This window comes from Bacillus sp. FSL M7-1020 (genome assembly GCF_038050415.1).
Taxonomy (GTDB): Bacteria; Bacillota; Bacilli; order Bacillales; family Bacillaceae_G; genus Bacillus_A; species Bacillus_A toyonensis.
Map to the genome: position 1 here is coordinate 44,829 of NZ_JBBOTW010000004.1, position 19,488 is coordinate 64,316.

Annotated in this window: 20 protein-coding genes and 1 pseudogene; 2 read left to right on the top strand and 19 right to left on the bottom strand. The window is 34.4% G+C overall.

Translation table 11 applies throughout. The features are described 5' to 3' along the window. Positions 1–186: 186 nt before the first annotated feature. The 4 genes and pseudogenes from MHB70_RS30230 to MHB70_RS30245 form a co-directional block, all read right to left on the bottom strand. Positions 187–1,038: a hypothetical protein gene (locus MHB70_RS30230; RefSeq protein ID WP_061530491.1), complete on the bottom strand. Its 852-nt coding sequence runs from the start codon at positions 1,036–1,038 to the stop codon at positions 187–189. A 642-nt stretch (positions 1,039–1,680) separates the two neighbouring features. Further along, positions 1,681–1,869 (bottom strand): RNA chaperone Hfq, encoded by a 189-nt coding sequence (gene hfq / locus MHB70_RS30235; protein WP_061529875.1) that lies wholly within the window; start codon positions 1,867–1,869, stop codon positions 1,681–1,683. A 79-nt stretch (positions 1,870–1,948) separates the two neighbouring features. After that, positions 1,949–2,272: pseudogene (locus MHB70_RS30240) on the bottom strand (transposase); the annotation flags it as partial. Between the two features lie 248 nt (positions 2,273–2,520). After that, positions 2,521–2,799, bottom strand: coding sequence for an AbrB/MazE/SpoVT family DNA-binding domain-containing protein (locus MHB70_RS30245; RefSeq protein ID WP_341343713.1), 279 nt, complete (start codon positions 2,797–2,799; stop codon positions 2,521–2,523). 493 nt (positions 2,800–3,292) lie between these two features. Between MHB70_RS30245 and MHB70_RS30250 the strand changes: the two genes are divergently transcribed. Next, entirely contained in the window at positions 3,293–3,490 is a 198-nt protein-coding gene (locus tag MHB70_RS30250) for a helix-turn-helix transcriptional regulator (protein ID WP_002204018.1), read from the top strand. Positions 3,491–3,516: 26 nt separating this feature from the next. Beyond that, positions 3,517–3,843 (top strand): hypothetical protein, encoded by a 327-nt coding sequence (locus MHB70_RS30255; RefSeq protein ID WP_016513364.1) that lies wholly within the window; start codon positions 3,517–3,519, stop codon positions 3,841–3,843. 317 nt (positions 3,844–4,160) lie between these two features. Here the strand turns inward: MHB70_RS30255 and MHB70_RS30260 are convergent, their stop codons facing one another. From MHB70_RS30260 to MHB70_RS30330, 15 genes are all read right to left on the bottom strand, one after another. Further along, on the bottom strand, positions 4,161–4,823 hold the full coding sequence (locus MHB70_RS30260; RefSeq protein WP_061530702.1) for a restriction endonuclease: 663 nt from the start codon (positions 4,821–4,823) through the stop codon (positions 4,161–4,163). Further along, the gene (locus MHB70_RS30265) at positions 4,816–5,793 is read right to left on the bottom strand and encodes a DUF3991 and TOPRIM domain-containing protein (RefSeq protein WP_341343714.1); all 978 of its coding nucleotides are present in this window, start codon (positions 5,791–5,793) and stop codon (positions 4,816–4,818) included. The genes MHB70_RS30260 and MHB70_RS30265 overlap by 8 nt, the downstream gene beginning before the upstream one ends. Before the next feature lie 85 nt (positions 5,794–5,878). Further along, a complete protein-coding gene (locus MHB70_RS30270; RefSeq protein WP_061530239.1) occupies positions 5,879–8,536 on the bottom strand; it encodes a type IA DNA topoisomerase in 2,658 nt (885 codons plus the stop codon). Positions 8,537–8,551: 15 nt separating this feature from the next. After that, on the bottom strand, positions 8,552–8,686 hold the full coding sequence (locus tag MHB70_RS30275) for a hypothetical protein (protein WP_268258758.1): 135 nt from the start codon (positions 8,684–8,686) through the stop codon (positions 8,552–8,554). Positions 8,687–8,869: 183 nt separating this feature from the next. Next, on the bottom strand, positions 8,870–9,271 hold the full coding sequence (locus tag MHB70_RS30280; protein WP_061530240.1) for a GNAT family N-acetyltransferase: 402 nt from the start codon (positions 9,269–9,271) through the stop codon (positions 8,870–8,872). A 322-nt stretch (positions 9,272–9,593) separates the two neighbouring features. Continuing rightward, entirely contained in the window at positions 9,594–9,779 is a 186-nt protein-coding gene (locus MHB70_RS30285) for a hypothetical protein (RefSeq protein ID WP_061530241.1), read from the bottom strand. 146 nt (positions 9,780–9,925) lie between these two features. Further along, positions 9,926–12,436 carry an LPD25 domain-containing protein gene (locus MHB70_RS30290; RefSeq protein WP_061530242.1) on the bottom strand — a complete coding sequence of 837 codons (2,511 nt, stop codon included), beginning with the start codon at positions 12,434–12,436 and terminating at the stop codon, positions 9,926–9,928. Next, a complete protein-coding gene (locus tag MHB70_RS30295; protein WP_061530243.1) occupies positions 12,429–12,704 on the bottom strand; it encodes a hypothetical protein in 276 nt (91 codons plus the stop codon). The genes MHB70_RS30290 and MHB70_RS30295 overlap by 8 nt, the downstream gene beginning before the upstream one ends. 43 nt (positions 12,705–12,747) lie before the next feature. Then, a complete protein-coding gene (locus tag MHB70_RS30300; protein ID WP_016107046.1) occupies positions 12,748–13,179 on the bottom strand; it encodes a hypothetical protein in 432 nt (143 codons plus the stop codon). Further along, positions 13,180–14,373, bottom strand: coding sequence for a MobP2 family relaxase (gene mobP2 / locus MHB70_RS30305; protein ID WP_061530244.1), 1,194 nt, complete (start codon positions 14,371–14,373; stop codon positions 13,180–13,182). Continuing rightward, positions 14,366–14,626, bottom strand: coding sequence for a hypothetical protein (locus MHB70_RS30310; RefSeq protein WP_002090361.1), 261 nt, complete (start codon positions 14,624–14,626; stop codon positions 14,366–14,368). The genes mobP2 and MHB70_RS30310 overlap by 8 nt, the downstream gene beginning before the upstream one ends. Positions 14,627–14,885: 259 nt before the next feature. After that, positions 14,886–15,782: a hypothetical protein gene (locus MHB70_RS30315; RefSeq protein WP_061530245.1), complete on the bottom strand. Its 897-nt coding sequence runs from the start codon at positions 15,780–15,782 to the stop codon at positions 14,886–14,888. A gap of 21 nt (positions 15,783–15,803) precedes the next feature. After that, entirely contained in the window at positions 15,804–16,382 is a 579-nt protein-coding gene (locus MHB70_RS30320; RefSeq protein WP_061530246.1) for a hypothetical protein, read from the bottom strand. Positions 16,383–16,409: 27 nt separating this feature from the next. Further along, the gene (locus MHB70_RS30325; protein ID WP_061530247.1) at positions 16,410–17,537 is read right to left on the bottom strand and encodes a bifunctional lytic transglycosylase/C40 family peptidase; all 1,128 of its coding nucleotides are present in this window, start codon (positions 17,535–17,537) and stop codon (positions 16,410–16,412) included. Between the two features lie 4 nt (positions 17,538–17,541). Beyond that, positions 17,542–19,479 (bottom strand): VirB4 family type IV secretion system protein, encoded by a 1,938-nt coding sequence (locus tag MHB70_RS30330; RefSeq protein ID WP_000457228.1) that lies wholly within the window; start codon positions 19,477–19,479, stop codon positions 17,542–17,544. Positions 19,480–19,488: the final 9 nt, after the last annotated feature.

Below are 19,488 nucleotides of genomic sequence, written 5' to 3' on the forward strand. Positions count from 1 at the left end.
ACAATACAAATTTGAGATTTGATTCATTATCACACTTACGTAATGGGGTAGTATCACCAGCATTTTGGAAAAAAACCACGCTAAGTAAAAACATATAATAAGCTGTCCATATGGACAGCTTATTTACATAATTCTCGTTATTGGAAGTTAAAAATTCTTAGTTTCTTGCTTAATTAAAGCACTACATTAATCTAGAAATTCAAGTGATTCCAATTTTTCAATTATCATTGACTTATATTTGATAGCTTCATACTGTGAATTATCAATTTTTGTCTTTTTTATATTTAACATATCAAATATTTCTCTTTCAATATCTCTTCTTGCTTCTAAAACTTTAATTGTTCCGTCTAAACCGTGATAGCCTTTCATTTTCCCATACCCTTGATTTGTATAATACTCAATAAATCCAGCAGACCATTCTTTTGCTCTTTCATTAAATACCTTTCTGAATGAGAATTCCAAATCATCTTGTTCTATATAAAACAATACTGGATTTAATTTCTCTATGATTTTCGCTAATGCATTAATATAACTTATAACTTTCTCTTTTTTTTCACCATATTTAACCATTCCGATTGTTAATGGATTTTGTATGAAGCAACATTCAAAAATATAGGTTTTATTTTCGTTGTTGGCTATTTCAACAAAATCCCTCCATTTTTCAGTTATTAATTCAATATTCCTTTCTAGCGGTAATTCATAAATATCATTTTTGAAAATGATATTTAATAAACTTTCAGGAAAATTAGAGCTGTATTCATTTTTAATTTTTTTATATGGCAATAAATAATTGTTTCCTCGCTTCGTGACTCTATCACTAATTACTTCCTTAAAATCACCACTAATCACTAACAAACTTTCGAATTCACTTTTATCAAAACAAGATACCCCATCATAATCAGCAGGGTGGTCTGGATTCCCTTCAAGAAATAACTCAACGTCAATATTTTTTTCAATTAGAATATCGTAAAGCAAGTTTGCAGTGGTGGATTTCCCAAAGCCAGGAAGCCCTTCTACTATGATTAATTTTGTATTCAAAAAAATCTACACCTTTCTAAGACAAAATAAAAGATTTTAAATTAAAAATAAATTGTCCACTGAACTCACCCTCGCCTCTTTTTCTAAATTTTACCATCTAAATAATACGATAGTAAAGAAGTTTTTCTTGTATACCATATACATACTCGGTTAACATAACGTCTCATTATCGGTAGCAAGAAAAAGGCGAACTCCCTTTGAAAGTAGGGATTCGTCTTTTTCTTTTTCTATAACCCTATTCATCTTTTTATACATTCCTATCCTAGCGAGGGTTCAGGGCTCTTGTTTATTACTGGATTAGCCGAAAAACTGTATAAAATCCTGCATGTTCTTAGCGTAGGTTTTTCCAAAATGCTGGCGTTACCCTTTGTAAATTCGTAATACAATATAACAAGACAAGGATTCTGCAACAAGAAAGAACAAACATATAATAATAAAAAGAATTACTTATGTTATAGTTTACATAGTCATTTAAGTCAGTAACAAAGTAACTCTGGATAAACATCCAAATTTGAAACCAAATATTATTGAATGGATATATAATTATTATTGAAGAGCAATCTGTAGGTCACAGGTTTATGTCAAAGAGGAACGCACTTATTTTAAGTGCGTTCCTCTCCTTTTATAACCTACAATCATTTTTTATATAGCAAGTGTAGAGATTGCTTGTTTGTAGATTAGCTGTTGTTTACCATGAACCATCATTAGGACGGTAAATTTATCTGTTGCAAGGATCTGCCCACGTACTGGAACGCCATTCTTTAAAAATACAGTAACTTCCCCTTTTTTCGCTTTCAATTGCTCATACATATCTTCTTGTAAATTAAACATGAAATGCGCCCCCTGGTTTGTTTGTATTTACTTTTCTTCTAATAGGGTGTTTTTGCCCATCCCCTCGAAAAGGGGGAATTAATACCTGTTGCTTTTCACTGTTGGATATTTGTGATTCCCATTCACTTTCTATTTTTCTAAACCATCTTCCTATTTTGCTTAGATAATATCTTTTTACTTCACCATAAGGAATCCAAATTTCACGTTCCTGTATTTGATTCATCACTTCATGAAGAATCTCATCATGTTCATACTTTCTAGGTTTTCTATGATGTGTTTTTACAAACTGTGTATATTCTCTACGTAACCGATTAGAAATATGTTCTTTTTGTTTTTGCTTGAGATGTGACCATTTTTTATTTGTTTGAAGGATTTTTCCATTTACTTTTATATGGTTTTTCATCGAAAATCATCTCCTATTACTAGCAAAACGAATATATAACTATCGTATCACATTTTAATTGAAATACTGCTCTAGGTACATATTTCGCAAGAAATCTATCCAAAATATACAATACATTCTCCATTTAGCTGATTAAGTCTACACAAGATTAAATGTAGACTATTATTATACTGTTTTAGTTTTTTAAAACATTACGGTACGTGAAATTATTATGTTAACCATAAAAAAAAGCCCATTGAAAGGAGCACTTATTTGACAAGGTACTGTTCTAATTCTTTTATTAATAGTTCTGCACCTTCTGGACTTAATGAGATCTTACCCTTTGCTAATGCTATGTTACGATTTGACACTTCTCCTGTTAATGCACAAACATGACCAGGCTGATACTTCTGTAAAATGATGTCTTCCCCTTCTACAAAAATCTCTAATGGTGATTTTTCTTTAATCCCAAGCGTATTTCTAAGTTCCTTTGGAATTACTATACGCCCTAATTCATCCACTTTTCTAGTTACTCCGGTTGCTTTCATCCAGCATATTTCCCCATTTCATTATCAATTTGTACCCAAGTTATTCTTTACTATTGTAACAGGCTTTCACCATACATGAGAAACATAATTAACCAAAAACAGACAATCATAATAAGAACCTCTTTAACCCCTTGCTGAAAGGAAATACAGCCTTCTCTCATTCTACATCCCCCTTTTCTCTACAACTTTTTATCTGTTGGGTGTTTTTTCCCATCTCCTCAAAAAAGGGGAATAAAAAAAGATCTTATCTTTAGCATAAGAGAAAAACAAGTGACAGATGTGGATTTGAAATAAATTTTAATCGCTTATAACAAAGTTTAACCGTTTTGTATCACTATAACCTATTTTTACACGTATCTCGGCTGTACCCCAAAGTAATTAAAATATACTTTGGGTTTTGTTTTTTCCAAGATAAGGTGTAAATATATCTTTACATTTATGATATTTTTATATAATCTATTAGTAAAGATATCTTTACATTGTAGGTGAAACGATGGCTGTAAAAAATAAAATTAAAGAACTACGAGTACAACATGAAATTACACAAATTCAAATGGCGAAAGACTTACAGGTTACAAGACAAACGATTGTAGCCATTGAAAATAATCACTACAATCCAAGTTTAGAATTAGCACTGAAAATAGCTCATTACTTTAATCTGAAAATGGAGGACATTTTTACACTTGAATAAACTTGAAATAAGGGAGCGAGAGAACAATGCGGATACAAAAGCAAGACGAAATGGAACAATATCATGTAGCTAAGGCCAGTAAAAATGCGTTCATGGTCTATACTGTTTTATTACTCATTTGGTCGTTATACGATAACTTTAGAAATGGTCATTTAGGAAATGCTTTTTTGATTTTATCAGTAGGGAATGCAGTGTATTTTTTGACACTGGTTGTACAAAAAAGAAAAATAGAACGCTTGGAAGAGACAGATGATTCTGATACAACAATAAAATTTGTAAAAAGAAACAAGCATTTTATCATGTGGGCAGTCATCTTAATTGTTATAATTGTTATTGGATTACTTACAAAGTAGAAGAAAAGGATAACTCCCGAGAACGAAAATTATGTAAATAAGCTGAAGAATCGAAACGAAGCAATTCGTCAGATCGTAGACAAAGGGTTAAGTCGTAAATAATGACTACCCTTTTTATTTTTTCCTGAAAAACCTAAAAACGCATATAAATTCCCTTTCTCCCTTTACATGCGTTTTTATAACAAATACGACTTATTATATTAACACCTCCTTCAAAACTCCATACAAGCAAATCTGAAGGGTCATTTTTTAGTTAAACTGATTTTTTTCATGTATTCTTTATACAAATAAAAAAAGAGCCGGATTTTCATCACAGCTCATGTATGAATTGGTTCTGTATGTGTACATGTGGGATATTGTGAACAGCCAAAAAACTTATTACCTGTTTTATTCGAATTTCGAATGACTAAATCATGTTTACATGTGGGACATTTCCGTTCTGCAGGTTTTACCCCTTGATACACATCTTCAGCCGAATATTCGGGATTGATTTTATTAATCAATTTTTGAAGTTCTACACGATCTATAAGTTTCACATGGCATGCCTCTGCTAACTCTTTCGCCTGTCTTGTATACACACTGTTCGTTACAACCCAGCCCTCGTGTGCTTTGTAATAGGCCTGTGCTGCATATATCTCTTGTACAGCACTGATGCCGACTCTATTTTTCATCCCGTAGCGTTTCGCCTGGATTACAATACTATTTTTCCCCTTCAATACCAGATCCGCTCCGAAATCATTTGACTGCTTTGTGACTGTTGGAGAATAACCCAACTCTCGAAAGAGAGCTTTTAGGTATACTTCAAATTGATGTCCGTCCATTTTGTCTATATAGCGAATACCAGACTTAGCCATTCGCTTTAATATTCTTCGCTCCTGGATCTTCCGGTACATGAATTTACAAATACGAAAAAGAACATAAAGGATAAAACCATACATCAAAATTTGTAATACGTTTGGCATTTCTGGTAGATTAGACACTTCGCTCCACCTCTTTAATTGGTTTCATTTTCTTTGGTTGGGCAGTTTCTTTTGCCTGTTGCTCATTCACTTGTTTCTTCCGGACATCGTTCCAATCTTTTTCATTCGTTGGAATATCCTCTTTAAGATCGACAAAGCATTTCATTGTCTGGATGAAGTCTTTCCCAGCCTTATCATTATCAACTGCCATGATAACCCCTTTAATATCGTGCCCTTCTTTTTTCGCATCCATTAAAGATTGAATCACTGTTTTGGACTTCAATCCATGCATAGAAACCAGGCGAGCGTTTTGGATATTATTTTGTTTAATGCTCCAATGAGATAACATGTCGATTGGATCTTCATAAAAATAAATCTTATCCGGTTTACCTACATCAACCGTAAAACCGGCATTGATTTTTTCATAATTCGGGACAATTTGCTTAAAGCTTCCTCTTTTATTCTCCATTTTGACCGTACCTTGACGGTTCATTCCAATGACTTGCCCTTTGCCTCCTTCTTCTCTCCATTTGAACACCACGTTATTTTTCTTATCCTGGGCGATGAGATCCTTTTTGATCAGCCAATTCACCAAGCGGGGATCTATTTTCCGTTCATGAATTAGATATTCTTTTATCTCTGTTTGCTTATTTACTTCCAGGTGTTTGGGATAACTAAATGGCTGCTGCTCTTTTTTGCGCTCCTCTTCCGCTTTTGAACGATCAAACTCTTTGTAGTCCCCCTTCTGAATGTCCATCACAGCTTGTGGGAATGTCATGTCATAGTACATCATGGCAAAGCTAATCGCACCATATCCTTTTTCCCCTCGGCTATTCCAGGCGTACTGATTTCCTTTAATGATGAGGCTATCATGCTCCGTATGACGATAATAGTTTCCTTCTTTCTTAAATGTTTCTCCTTTTGCTTCCAGATATGAAATCAAGTCAACTTTTCTTGCTTTCATCGCATCCTCCGCACTGACATATGCCATTACGGAATCCCCCCTTTACTCTATAAAATGAAATAAAAAAGAGGACTATTCCGTTTCCTAGTCCTCTTTTACATACATTCAATTTTTATTTGCCAAATAAGAATTTTAATCGTTTCTCCTGTACGCTGTATGATAAACGAGCGTCAAATTTCTTCCCGTTTTTGTTTGAGATAAACCCTTTGATCTGATCCGTTACATTCTTTTCTAATAACTTTTTCACATGGTTACTACTTAAATTTTTACCAGAGAATGTACCAAAAATAATGAAGTCACAGCCTTTTTTGTATTTCTCGCATAAGTAGTTACTTTTCCCTACAAGAACTCTACTCTTACATAATGGACATTTGCCAATGGTACGATCTTCAGTCGTTGGAAAACGGAATTTCAAACTTCCGTCCGCTTCCATATAGATAGCTGCTGTAAATTCCCCCTTTTCTCCTTGAAAGCCATTGATAAAATCCGTTGTTTTATACTGAATTAACTTTTTCATCTGATTACCAGGTATCACTTTCCCTTTCATCTTGGCTGGTAACATAAAATCACATCCGTTTTTATGCTCCGTGCAACCATAAAATGTTTTACGATGAAGCATATCCCCTTGTTTACATTTTGGACATTTACCAAATGACAGCTCCTCTTGCGTTGGGAACTGAAATTTAACTTTTCCTTCATGTAACACTAAATAAGCGGAAAACTCCTTCTCATTGGACTTAAATCCTTTTAAAAGATCTGTTTTTTTATCCTCAAAAAGCTTTTTCGCTTGCGCTTCGGGAATCGCTTTTTCTTTAATTTTTTTCGGTAAGGAGATTTCACATTCTGGATAATTACTGCAACCATAGAAATTGCCTTTATGAAGGATTTTTCCTTTTCTACAAGGGCATTTGCACACTTCAATTTGCTGATTCCAGGTATTAATAATGCTATCCGACACCTTATCATCCATTGCGCCTAATTGTGCCACCGTGTCTTTTACAAACGTATTGGTTTTCTCTACAAATTCCTCATATTTCATTTCTTTCTTTTCGATCATGTAGATCATCCCTTCCATTTCAGCCGTATAAGCTGGATTTTTGATTTCATCTACCGGAAAAGCATCTATAAACGCACGACCAATATTAGTGGTTCGAATCTGACTGTTGGTAACATCAATATAGCTTCGCTCTAACAGTTTCGGAATAAACGTTTCTTCCGTTGCGACTGTCCCAATCCGTTTTCCTTTCATAAGTTCTTTCAAATGTTCATCATCTAATTTACGCCCTGCCGTCTCCATAAAGGTCAAAATGGAACTTTCCGTATGAAAGGCTGGTTTCTTTGTTCGAGACTCAATCAAGTCATACTGAACGATTCTGAAAGAATCTCCTTCTCGTAAAATAGGTATCTGAAATGCTTCAACTGATCCCTCTTCTATATCCTCTTGAAATACACTTAGAAATCCTTTCTCTTGTAGGATCTTTTCTTTTGTACTGTATGTGTTGCCCTCTTGATCTATAAAATGTACCTCTCTTACCAGGTAGATTGCTGGTTTCATAAAATTCCCGATAAATCGTTTTACAATTAAGTCATATAACTGTTTTTCTAATGGATTTCGGTTGGTCCCGACATATAATTTTGTTGTTGGGATAATGGCAAAGTGACTACTGACTAATTCATCATTAAATGTAGTGTGTTTTTTTGTAATAGAAGATGGGATTACTTGTTGTACAAGATTTGTATAGGAGCTTTTTTCTAATGCTGCCCTTACTTCCTTCACTCGTTCCACTTGTTCTGTAGGTAAGTGCCTAGATGAAGAACGAGGATATGTGATAAAGCCTTCTTCATACAAACTTTGAATATGTTTTTTTGCTGTTTCCGCATTTATCTTCAGTTTGGCGTGAGCATCTTTGTAGATATCCGTTAAGTTATATAGTAATTTTGGTTTCTTTTTTCTCGTACTCTCTTTAAATTCCGTTACGATTACATTCGTTTCTTTCAAGCTATCTCCAAGCTTTTGTAGTGGCGATGGATCTATCAGTTGATCTTCTGTTTTCATTACTGGTGATAAACCATTTTCCGTTAGTAGCTTTAAATTGTAATAGGTTTGTTCTTTATAGTTTTGGATAGCGATTTCTCTCTGACGGATTTCATTCAAGATACACATTTGAACACGACCAGAAGCCAATAAGAATTGGTTTCTTGCTAGTTTAGATGTACAGCCCCTTGTAACATTAATTCCTAGAATATAATCCAGGTATTGCCTCGCTTTAGCGGATTGAGCAAGCCCGTCATAGTCTGTTCCTGGTTCTAATCGGTTTAATGCTCCTTCTAATTCTGCGGCCTCATAGGAAGAAATAAAAAGACGGGATTCTCGCTTGTTCACACCTGCATGTTCAACTATCTCACGATAGATAAGCTCACCTTCTCTATCTGCATCACAGGAGTTGACCACATGATCTACATCGGGACGATTTAAAAGCTTAATTAATATTTGAATTTGTTCAAGACTATCCGATTTCGCTTTATATTCCGGCTCTAAAATGATTGGCAAGTGATCAAATTTAAATTCTTTGTACCTCTCGTCCATCTCCTCCGGATGTTTTAGTTCTAATAAATGCCCCCGGCACCAACTAATAATGTAATTTTCATTTTCATAGTAGCCATAATAAGGCTTGCTCCCTGGATATCTTTGTGAGTTTCTAAATCTAGGTGATTTTAATAATTCAACAGCTACCTTCGACTTTTCAGCAATAAACAATGTTTTCCCCATACGTAATACCTCCTATTAATCTGTAATTTCAGTTTCACGCTTCCATTTCTTATTTCTCCGCTTTTTCACCATTATCTGACCGAATAATAGCAACGCGTTCAAAAAGACAGATACAAGGAACATACAGCCTGCAAACAGCCATACATTCATGTCATTCACTCCTTTCGGGATAGCACCAACAAAACGCGAATTTCGTACGCTAAGCAAAATTTTATAAAGAAAAAGACGATTTCCTGTACGCTAAGGAATCGCCTTTTTATGTTGTTGCTTAATATTGAGTGCAGCAAAACAGTACAACTTTATTTTTAATCCACATTAAGTTCAATAAGATAATTAGTTTCTAAATTCACATAGAAAACGTTCTACACCTGGATACTTTTCACCTAAACTTGTTATCTCGAAACCGTATTTCCGATAAAAATCCACTGCATCATTATCCGTCTCAGCATAAATCAATGAATATTTATTAGATACATAATTAATCATAGCACTGCCAAAACCCTTACCTCGTTGAAATGAAGATACTGCAATATGCTTGATTTCACACTCTTTTTCACTATTAATTTCAATACCCATACAGCCAACGATTTCTCCTTCAAGTTCAAAACTATATAATTTTCGGTTTAATAACTTTAAATATTTTTCGTATTCTTTCTCAACTTTAAAATCTGATGTAGCAAAGGATAAGAGTTTCCTAATAGATGGATGAATCGTATTCAAATTAACTTCTTTCATAAGCATCCCCTTTAAATCTTCCTATTCATTAGATAATTCTTTACTTAACATAATTGCGTTTTTAAGCCAACAACTTCTGTTAAGATTAAGCGCTTTTCTTCATAATCTATTTTAGATTTTAACATAAATATCCATTCTAAATGAGTCCCACAAACGACCGTTTAAGGAATTCTATTTAGTTCTAATAAAACTGAAAGAAATACAGTCAAAATCCAGCTCCAAAACTCATTATCAAAAACAAAGTCCTATAACAAACATTAAATGTCATTTATGGGACTTTGTTAAAGTGCGGTAAAACTAATTTTTTTAACTTAAAAATTCCTTACCGTACGAAATTCGTGTTTAGTTGGCGAGCCTCCACATATAATGTTTTTGGTTCCGACAGCAATTCACGAACGGCTTGAATTTCTTCGTTAGATAAAGAAATAGAAACAAGCTCTTTTGGATCTCCTTTTTCTGCCCAAACGCCCTTGTATTCAATGTCTACGATTTCTACAATGTTTCCCATTCTTTTTCACTCCTTTCGTTCTAAAAACAAGAAAGAGGGCTTTTACATGTACCCTCTTTCATTTATAGACATAAAAAAATCACTTTCCGTTTTCTCAATTGAGTAACAAAAAATGATTCAATCTGGTTTTCCTGTTATAAAATTTTTCATCGTTCCATTTCCATTGTTTCCTTTTTTCTACTTAATTTCTTTGTAACCTTTGACTGGTCTACATTACCTGGATCAATAGGCTCTCGCTCCTTTTCTTTTTCCTTGTTGTTCATTTGTTTTCCGTTCAATGGCTGAAATTTTTTATCAAACTCCATTTCCTTTGAAGTTGTAGACTGATTCATCGTTATTCCTTCTTTCCCAAGCTTCTCATCCACTTGGTTTTCTAATTTCACAACGTGTTCCTGGCTTACTAGCTCATTATCAATCGAAACATATTTCGTTGTATAATACCGTTCTTCAGCTTTTACACGAGTGACAATACTATCAATATTATCTGGTGTTTCTTCATATTGTGAACGTCTGTATGCTTCGAATTTTCGGCTTAAATCCTTATCTAACGTAGTTGGCTCCTTTTCTTTTGAAGGTTGAATTTGTTGATCTAAAGAGACAATAGGTGCATATCCATCTGTCTTCATTTCTTTATATAATTCCACTTCTTTTTCATTAAATGAGTAATCTTTTTGTCCCTCCGCTTTATCAACTAAGAGTCCATATCGTTCATCTTTTACGATTTCATCTAGACTCATATTTGCATCTTTTTCATAAACAACAAATGACAAATTCCCTCTTTCATCAAAGATAGAACTCTGAACCTTTTCATATAGATCTGGTTTCAAAATGTTATCTAAATAGACATTTTCTCGTTTCCCGTTCTTTTCCATTAGGGAAACGTATAAATCGTCCCGATCTGTTTTATCTTGATTCCATACAGACAAATAATTGATATCTTTCGTAACTGCATCCATCATGTGGATTCTTGCCAGTTCTTCATCTTGTATACCGTTTGCTAACACTTCAATTGTAACTAAGTGGTTGGGTGCCTCTTTTGATTTTTCTAATGTACTTTCCTGTGCTTTTTCCATCGGTATTTCTTTGTTATTTCTATAATTCATCACTTCATCTCGTAAAGCTTGTTTTACTTCATCCGATAAATACCTTTTCTCGTTTAATACTTGTTCATACGGTGTCTTGTAGTCCCCATCCCCCATATCCAAACGATCCATACTCACAAGCTCCATTCTCCCAAAATCTCTATCTACTTCTTTTGGAATGGCAATATGATAACGAGTTTTATCATATGGTACGTATTCATCCCTTTCTCTTGCTTCCTCTTTTGCTTTTTCAATATTTTTAATGACTTCAGCCATTTTTTCATTGGCCTCTCCAAATGGAATCAACTGACTACCTTTAAAATTTTCGTTTTCGCTCCACTGAACTAACATAGTTGGACGATTTATTTCATCTTGATTTAGTGCTGCATACTTTTCTTGATTAGCCTCATTAAATGCCTCGATAAATTCTTTATCACTCAATTTTTCTGCACCTTCTACAGGCTCAAACGCTCGATTTTTATCTACTTGCTCCCTTAACTGGGTAACGGAAACGAGTTCTTGTGTCGTATTACTCAGACTCATAAATTCCACCAATAAAATATTCTTTTCATCCTGTTTTTCATTTCCTTTTTCCATACTTCCCACCTCTTTTTCATTTATTTGTTGTTTTTCTTTTTCCAAACTACTTTCAATCGTTTCGATGAATTCAATGGAGGTTTCATGTACTTCTTTCAACAACTTCGTTTTATCTTTTATTTCTTTTCCTTGCGTCCAGCTCGCCAAATATCCTAACGAATATTCGCTTGTATCAATCCCAAAATAAGAAGAAACGGCATAAGCTGTCATTTCTGCTTGGAACTCTTTTTCTGGTGCTGTATAATTCATATGCGTCTCCGCGGTATGAAGTTTGGCATGTGCCAATTCATGAAGTAAGGTTTTTACATTTTGCAATTCACTGTTTCGTGGATTCAAAGCAACCTCTTTTGTTAAGGTGTAACTAACTCCCTTTGCGACCCCAAGTTCTTGCTTCGGCTCAATAATTTTTACACCGTTTTTTTCCGCAATGGCTTCCATTCCTTTATACAAACTCTGGTAATCCGTAACGCTCCCTTCTAGCCAACGATTCGGAAAAATACGAGGTAGATCTTCCGCTTTTGCGTTTGTTTGAGACAGGTCAAACACATGACCGACAGCAAAATATAAGCGACCTGGTTTCACTTCTACGCTTTTAGATTCAATTTGTTTTTTCTCTTGCTCATTTGCTTTAGTTACTGTTTTCCAAGTGCCTTCTTTCTCCTTAAATTTTGCTACAGTTCGGTTTGGAACAAGGATTTTTATTCCTTTCTCACCCTTCTTAACCGGAAATCCTTTTTCTTTCCAAAAAGAAAAGGAACCAACTGCACTGGCTCCCTGGAATTGACTTTGTATTAATGAAATATTAGATGGTGAATAGTGATAAAACTTTGCCATAAAAGTTAAATACTCTTTTAAATCTTCCGGTGTACGAAAATAACCTTCTACGCTTTTTTCCATCTTTTTTGTTAAAGCTTGCACCGCTTCTTTCTTTTCTTCTGGTGATTTCGTTTGATACTTTTTCTTATAACTTTTACTCATGATCTTCTCCTACTCTTTCACTCGCTTTTTGTAATTCCTCCATTTCTTCTTCATTCCATCTCTCAGCTGTATCAAAGAAAAGCTCATGAGTTTTTACATTAACCGGAACTAACATATTTTCTTGATTCATGACATGGACTGCAAGTTCTTCCTCTTGTTCTCGTGTAATTTTGATTGTTAGTTCTTCCTCTTTCACAAGTAAAACAAGTTCACCTTCTCCAACCTCTTTAATGACCCCTAATGCGATATCTTCATGAAATAATAACATCCTACTAACCTCCTGTTTTTTTTATAAAAAGAAACAATGTAGCTTACGTCACATTGTTCTTTGATGCCTCATGATCTATACGTTTTTGTCTTGCATGACTAATCCTTTCCGCTACAACTTCTTTTGCTATCTTCACACTTCCCATCTCTTGTTTATCAGTCGTAATAAGGCTATCTACGCCCTCTAAAAAGAAATAACCATTTAATAACTCAATTAAAATTTGCGTATTTCTATCCGCACTATTTGCACCAAGACGAATTTTTGTTAGTTCACTTTTCAACACATCGTGTAGATTCTTTGATACAATTTCGGAAATATAATTCAATGACCATTCTGTATTTTTTGATGCTTGATGTTCTCTACAAATCCTAACAATTGCTTCACCGTTATATCTGATGTTGTGTTCTTCCATGTAATCTTTAATATACGTATCTGTTTCCTCATCCAATGTAATTTGCATACGAAAGTCCTTCATTTAATAACCCCTCTCATTTTGATATGCACTTTCTTTTTGCATACGCTCATAATACTTTTGGTTCTTCCAACTCTCATATTCACTTTTAAAAGCACGTTCCACTTTTCTCATAGAATACTGAATAGATACATTCTGTTGAAATTTTTGAAACGGCTTTGATTTTTTCATGTGATGGATTCTCTTTTGTTCTTTATCATATGCCTTCATTTCTTGTAAAAAGGCGTTACCCATTCTTTTATACAAGTCATTAATTTTATTCGTCTTGTAATTTTCATATTGCTTCTTATCATACTTTCCTTCCCCATATGCTTCTTTAAAAACTTGCACTTCTTTATCTAACTTTTGGAGAAACTGATCGTAATCTTTTTTATGATGATGTTGAATATATCTACTGCTTAATTTATCAATTTCCGGCTTTAATGGTTGAATCGTATTGTAGCTATATTGCCACTGTCTTTTATCACTTGGTAACTGTTTATAGATTTGTAAAAACAACGGTTTCAGATGTTGATTACGCCAATCAAAAACGGAATCCTCTTTTTTCCTTCCCACCATATTATTTCGAATCAGATCATTAATTTGTTTTTGTTCCTGCTTACGATCTAATAGATTATTTACGACTTTCCCCTTCATCGCATCTAATGTTTTTGGTTTTCTTTTACCACGTTCTCTCGTTGGAAATGGCTCAACAGTTGCTACATGAATATGAATATTGTCCGTGTTAAAATGAATAGCTGCTGACCAGATTGAACTTTTTTCTATCCCCTCTCTTTTTTGCATTTCCTTCATCGCAAGCCGTGTTACATCCATTAACTTTTTTTCATCCAATGTTTTTGTTTTCTCATCATAAATCCCTTGTTTCTCTAACCAGGGATTATGAAAAGAAATGACATCTTGCCACATGATACTTCCATTTTCATGAGCGGTTTTAAACATTTCCTTTAAGGACTTTTTTTCACTTTCTGTTAAACGATTTGCGTGTTCCGTAAATAGTGCCGATGTCTTTTCTGAATTCCCCATATAGTCTTGATACGTTTCGAACATTTTCGGATTCAGCTTCACTTCACTTTTCGCTTCCTCTCGATCTACATACTCAATATAGTTCTGAAACGCATCGGAACTTGGTAACACAAATTTCGTTTTTAAAACAACACCCGGTGTGACGGAAGACTGAACAGGAACCCCATTACTCATTTTCAACATCCTGCATCATCATTTGAATAAACTCATTCATTTTTTCCATTGCGCTATAACAATCACTCATCATATGGATGTTCTTTTCAATGAGATTTTCTAATTCCATTTCCCTTTTATTTTGTTGCTGAAAAAATGCCAGCATTTCAATTTGGTCTTTCAAAAATTTCTGCCGGGATAATCCTTTCCTCTTTGCAATTTCATCTATTTTCTTTACGGCAATTGGATCTACTTCTCTAATTCTAATTTCCACTTTTCCCTCTCCTTTCTGCAAATCTGGGTAGAGATCAAAAAATAGTGAGAAGAGCATAAGGGGTTTTTGTTCCCACCTAAGGTGTGAAGCTAGGCGGAGCCTAGCGAAACGATGGGAACAAGAAAACCTTCTAGGTGTAGACTCACTCACGACACAAACTCTTCTGATGTAGACTCACTCACGACTCATTTTTTCGTGATGTGGACTCACTCACGATACAAAATCCTTCGATGTAGACTCACTCACGACACGACTTTTTTCACTTTTTATTAATTTCTTGTGCCTTTTCTTCTAATTTTTTGATCTTATCTCGTGCAATTTTTTGTTCTCCTTTAAACAGTTCAACGTTCTTTTCTGATGATTTTATTTTTGATTCTAAGGATGCTATTTTGGATTGTGTTTCCGTTTTTTCTGCTTCCGTTTGGTACTTCATTTCATCTTGTAATTCTTTTACTTTTTCATAAACCGTCTTCGCATTTTCCTCTTCCAGTTTGATTGCTTTCCCATATTTTTTTATCTTTGTTTCAATATCTTTTTTGTCTCTTTCTATAAAATCTAACTCATATGTTTTTTTATCTTCAGCTAACAGTTCGTCATTCGCTTTTGTTTTACTTTGATCGGTAAAAATCGTCTGAACTAATTTATTCGGACTTTTTGTTGCTGCATTTTCTTCTTCATATTCATTAACATCTTGTGTGAATTTACGAATATCCATTTGTTCTTTTTCACCGTTTTTATTGTAAATATCGAAAGCTAACGCTCCCCAATTCGGAGATAACTCTTTTACTTCTACAACGTATTTTCCGTTCTCTTCATACAATACTTTGACAGGTAACTGAACACCTGGATTTGCTTTTTGCTGTGCCTTAAATGTATATCCTGTTTCCTCATATCCTTCTAATCGAAAGTAAATTTGTATAAAGTTTTTGTGTGGATTGTATTCCCTTTTTTCTACAATCAATTTCCCCATACCCGACAACTTAATTACTTTATTTGTCTCTGTATGAAATAGTTTTTCATCGTTTGGCATGTAAATTTTAGATGTCAAGAATGCGAAAAAACCAAAAAATAGAAAGCTGATAATTGTTAGGTAGACCCACGACTTATTTTTTCTTAGATTGATTCTTTCACTCTTTTTCCCAATTGCACCTATCACACTCTCACCCCACCTTTTTCGTTATAAAACTTTCATATTTAGTTCTTCCACACTTGTAACTCGCCATGTTTCCTTATCTTTTTTCATGATGATTCGCAACACATTGTTTACTTTTTCTTCTCGGTTTTGCGTTGGATCTGTCGTGACATTTATAAATTCAGCTAGCACATTTACCTCCTCTTTATCGGGTTCATTTTCTTGTAAATAAAACTTCATTTCTATTGGTTTTGTTTTATACGTATCTCCTAATTCGTATTTGTCAGTCGGATAGAATTGTTGTAAAAGTTCTTCGCTCATAATGGATTTTGCCTTTTCTTTTCGCTCGCTGTACCCTTCTTTTTCTCTGTGAAATGATAATTGTATAAATGTTTCGGCTAGCGATAAGTACGCCCTTCTCTGTTGTTCCTGTGCGGAAGGAAGTACCTTATCCAGTCGTTTTTTTAAGTCTTCATTTTGTTTTGTTAGTAATTCATTTGAAAGTTTTAACTGTTTTTCTTTGCCATCACTCATTGACTTTTTGCTCAAATAGATATTAAAAGCTGTCACACCTACAACTAAAATGACAAACACAATAAACAAAAATTTTCGTTTATCTTTCATTCTTTCAGTCTCCCATTCCTTCGGTTTTTAGAACCTTCTTACATGACCAGAAAAGACTTTTTTCCAATACGGATTATTTAAATCTTCAATAGAAACACCTTTATTCGTTTGGCATCCTATGAAAGTATTCTTATCAATTACAATGCCAACGTGTCCGTCATGTTTGTAGGTATCAAAGAAAATAACATCACCCGGTTTCATATCATTTGCTGATACTTTTGTACCGATTTTATTTAATGTTTCCGTGCTTACAGCTCCTATCGGACTGGTATACATCCCTACTTGTTCGAATGCCCAGCGTACAAAACTTGAACAATCAAAAATCCCTCTTGCGATGTCATTTGTGTTACGTCCTCCACCAAATACATAGGTAGAACGCCCTATCCATTGGCGACCTACATCGGCAACTTTTGAACCGCTACTTCCTCCACTTCCTGGATTTCCTCCACCACCAGAAACGACAGAACCCGGCTGATAATATTTCAAAACAGCATCAACATAAAGCGCGTCGCCGTAGCACGCGGAGTAGGGTATCATCTCTGGCCTTACACAACGATACATCCCCGTATGTTTCACTTTTTGATATTGTTGTTGTGAAAATTTAATTGCTAGTTCTTTGGTATATTTGCCACCATTTGCACCAATAAAATCGAAAAATCCTGTCCCAAAATTGTAAGCTTGGAGGGCTGTTTTGATATGATCCATGTCTCCAGGACTCGTTACTCCGGCTCTTTCTATCGCATGTTTAAACTCCTGTACACCAGCCCAAATACTGTAGTCTGGATCTGTAATACAGTTTGGTGATTTACAATATTTCGTATTAAATGCACCTTCCGAGCTTTGCATTGGATCGCTACCTCGACCTCCACTCTCTTGCATCATTTGTGCAAGCATTAAAGCGACAAACGGTTCCACACCAAACTCTTTCGCATACTTCCGAATCGTTGGCTCCCATTTTAAAACTTCGGGTGAAACATTCATAACTTGCCCTTCACCTGTATAGGTAATATCACCCGTGTCTGTTCCACTATCGCTCCCCATTGCTGCAATAAAAATGCTTAAGATTCCAAGTAAAAGAAAAGAAAAAAGACCCATCACAAGTAGTGCTAAAGTGATGAGCCATTTCTTTGGTATAACCTTTAAAACTAGATGCATGGTATTAAGCACCTCCCCCGAATAACATCAATTCTTCATCTGTTACTTCTACATGGAAGTGAATGTTTTTTACAGCCCCAATACTTAAAATGACATCCCCTGTTGGTAAATGTGGAATCGCTGCAATTTCACTTTCACTTAACTGTCCTGCAAATACTTTTCGTAACATATCTAAACTGTTATTATCTTGCTGCATAATAAATTTGTACTGTGTAAGTTCAAATAGCTTTTTAATTTCATCAATCATTTCTTGTGAAGATCCTTCCGGTACAAAATCTCGAATTGTATGACTTGCATATAAAAGACCTGCAAAATATTTTCGATCTTCTCGGCTAAATTTCGTTAAAAATTGTAGGGCATGAGCGCTTTCTTTTTTCGTGTTTATTATATGATGCGCCTCGTCAATAATAATGAAATAACGAATTACATCTTCAAAAGCAAGTTGTTGTTTCGTATATGCCTCTAATTGTGGCGCACCATTGGATATCATTTCATCCCATATTAAATTAAAAACATTAAAAATTTGTGCTTGGAATACTTCCGGTTTAAAATTTGAAATGTTTCGTAAGGAAAACGATACAACTTGTTCTTTCTTGAAATCTTCAATTGTAGAAGGTCCATCAAATAATTGTGCATATGCTTCTACTAAATTCGTAAGATTTAATTCAATTAATTCTAAACGATGAATTCTACTGTCTCCTAAATTATCATGATGTTTTTTAGCTTTTACATCTTGATATAATTCTTTGCGAACAAACATTAAAAAGTCAGAGAAAATAGGATATTCTTTTGGTTTTCTTGTTGTAATTTCATTTTTCGCTCCTTTTTCGTCATTCCATAATCCCATTCGAATATATAATTTACGAAGCAAATTTTCATATTCTTTAATTTCATCATCTTTTGCTTCTGGCGCAATGAATCGATAAAAAATTGTCAATTTAGATAAATGTTGAGTGAAACTAACTTCTTCAAGTTCTGCTGTCTTATATACTTGAAGTGGGTTAATTTGACCTTGTGAACCATCTAATGCAATTGTTTTCCCGTTCAGATCACGTACTGTTTCCTCAAATTCACCTACAATATCAAAAATACGAATAAAATGACCTTTACTTGCATAGTCTACTGATTTCTTTTTTAGTAATGTTGATTTTCCAGCACCAGGCTTTCCAATCATTACACCGTTATAAAACTTTCTTTGTTCGTCTTTATGAAAAATATCAAAAATAACATTTCCTTTTGTTTTCGTTGTTCCATAATACGTACCGTATGGATCGTGCAAATAAGAATAATGAAACGGACACCCACCAGCCAAACTGACTGCCGGAATTTCTTTCCCTTTTCTTCGGTTCACATAATTTTTTTGTGTATCAAAGCTCGTTACGAGTGCATCCCACTCATACTCTTGTTCATTTAAAAAAACAGCTCCACGAAAGTTATAAGACTCTAATGTTTCCATGATTTCTTTTACTTGTTTTTCTAACTCATCTAACGTTCTAGCGGAAACATAGATACGGATATGAATACGTTTCATGACCTCACCTTGTTTCAAATCCGTATAGAGAGCTTCCAACTCTAAAAATTCATTTTTCGCATCAATCCGATCTATATTATCCTTTGCTGTATCATGCCGAACGCTTTGTTCACTCATGGATTTATTAATCGATTCAACGACTTCTTTTCGGTCATCACTCATGACATCTAATGTCGTAATCACATTGGGCATATTCATAATTTGCTCTAACCAAAAATCATTTACCTCTGTTGGAAAGTCAAAAACATGAATACAAGTAGCAAATCCATCACCTGTTTGCACATAGCTTTCTTTAAAGCTGATTCCCCCTTGTGGCTGAACTCTAGCCACTAAATAAGGGTTGTAACCTTTCTTCTTTTTTAGTTCTTCTTGTTTTTCCTTTTTGGATTTTTTACTTTTGAACGCAAACATCTTGTTTCC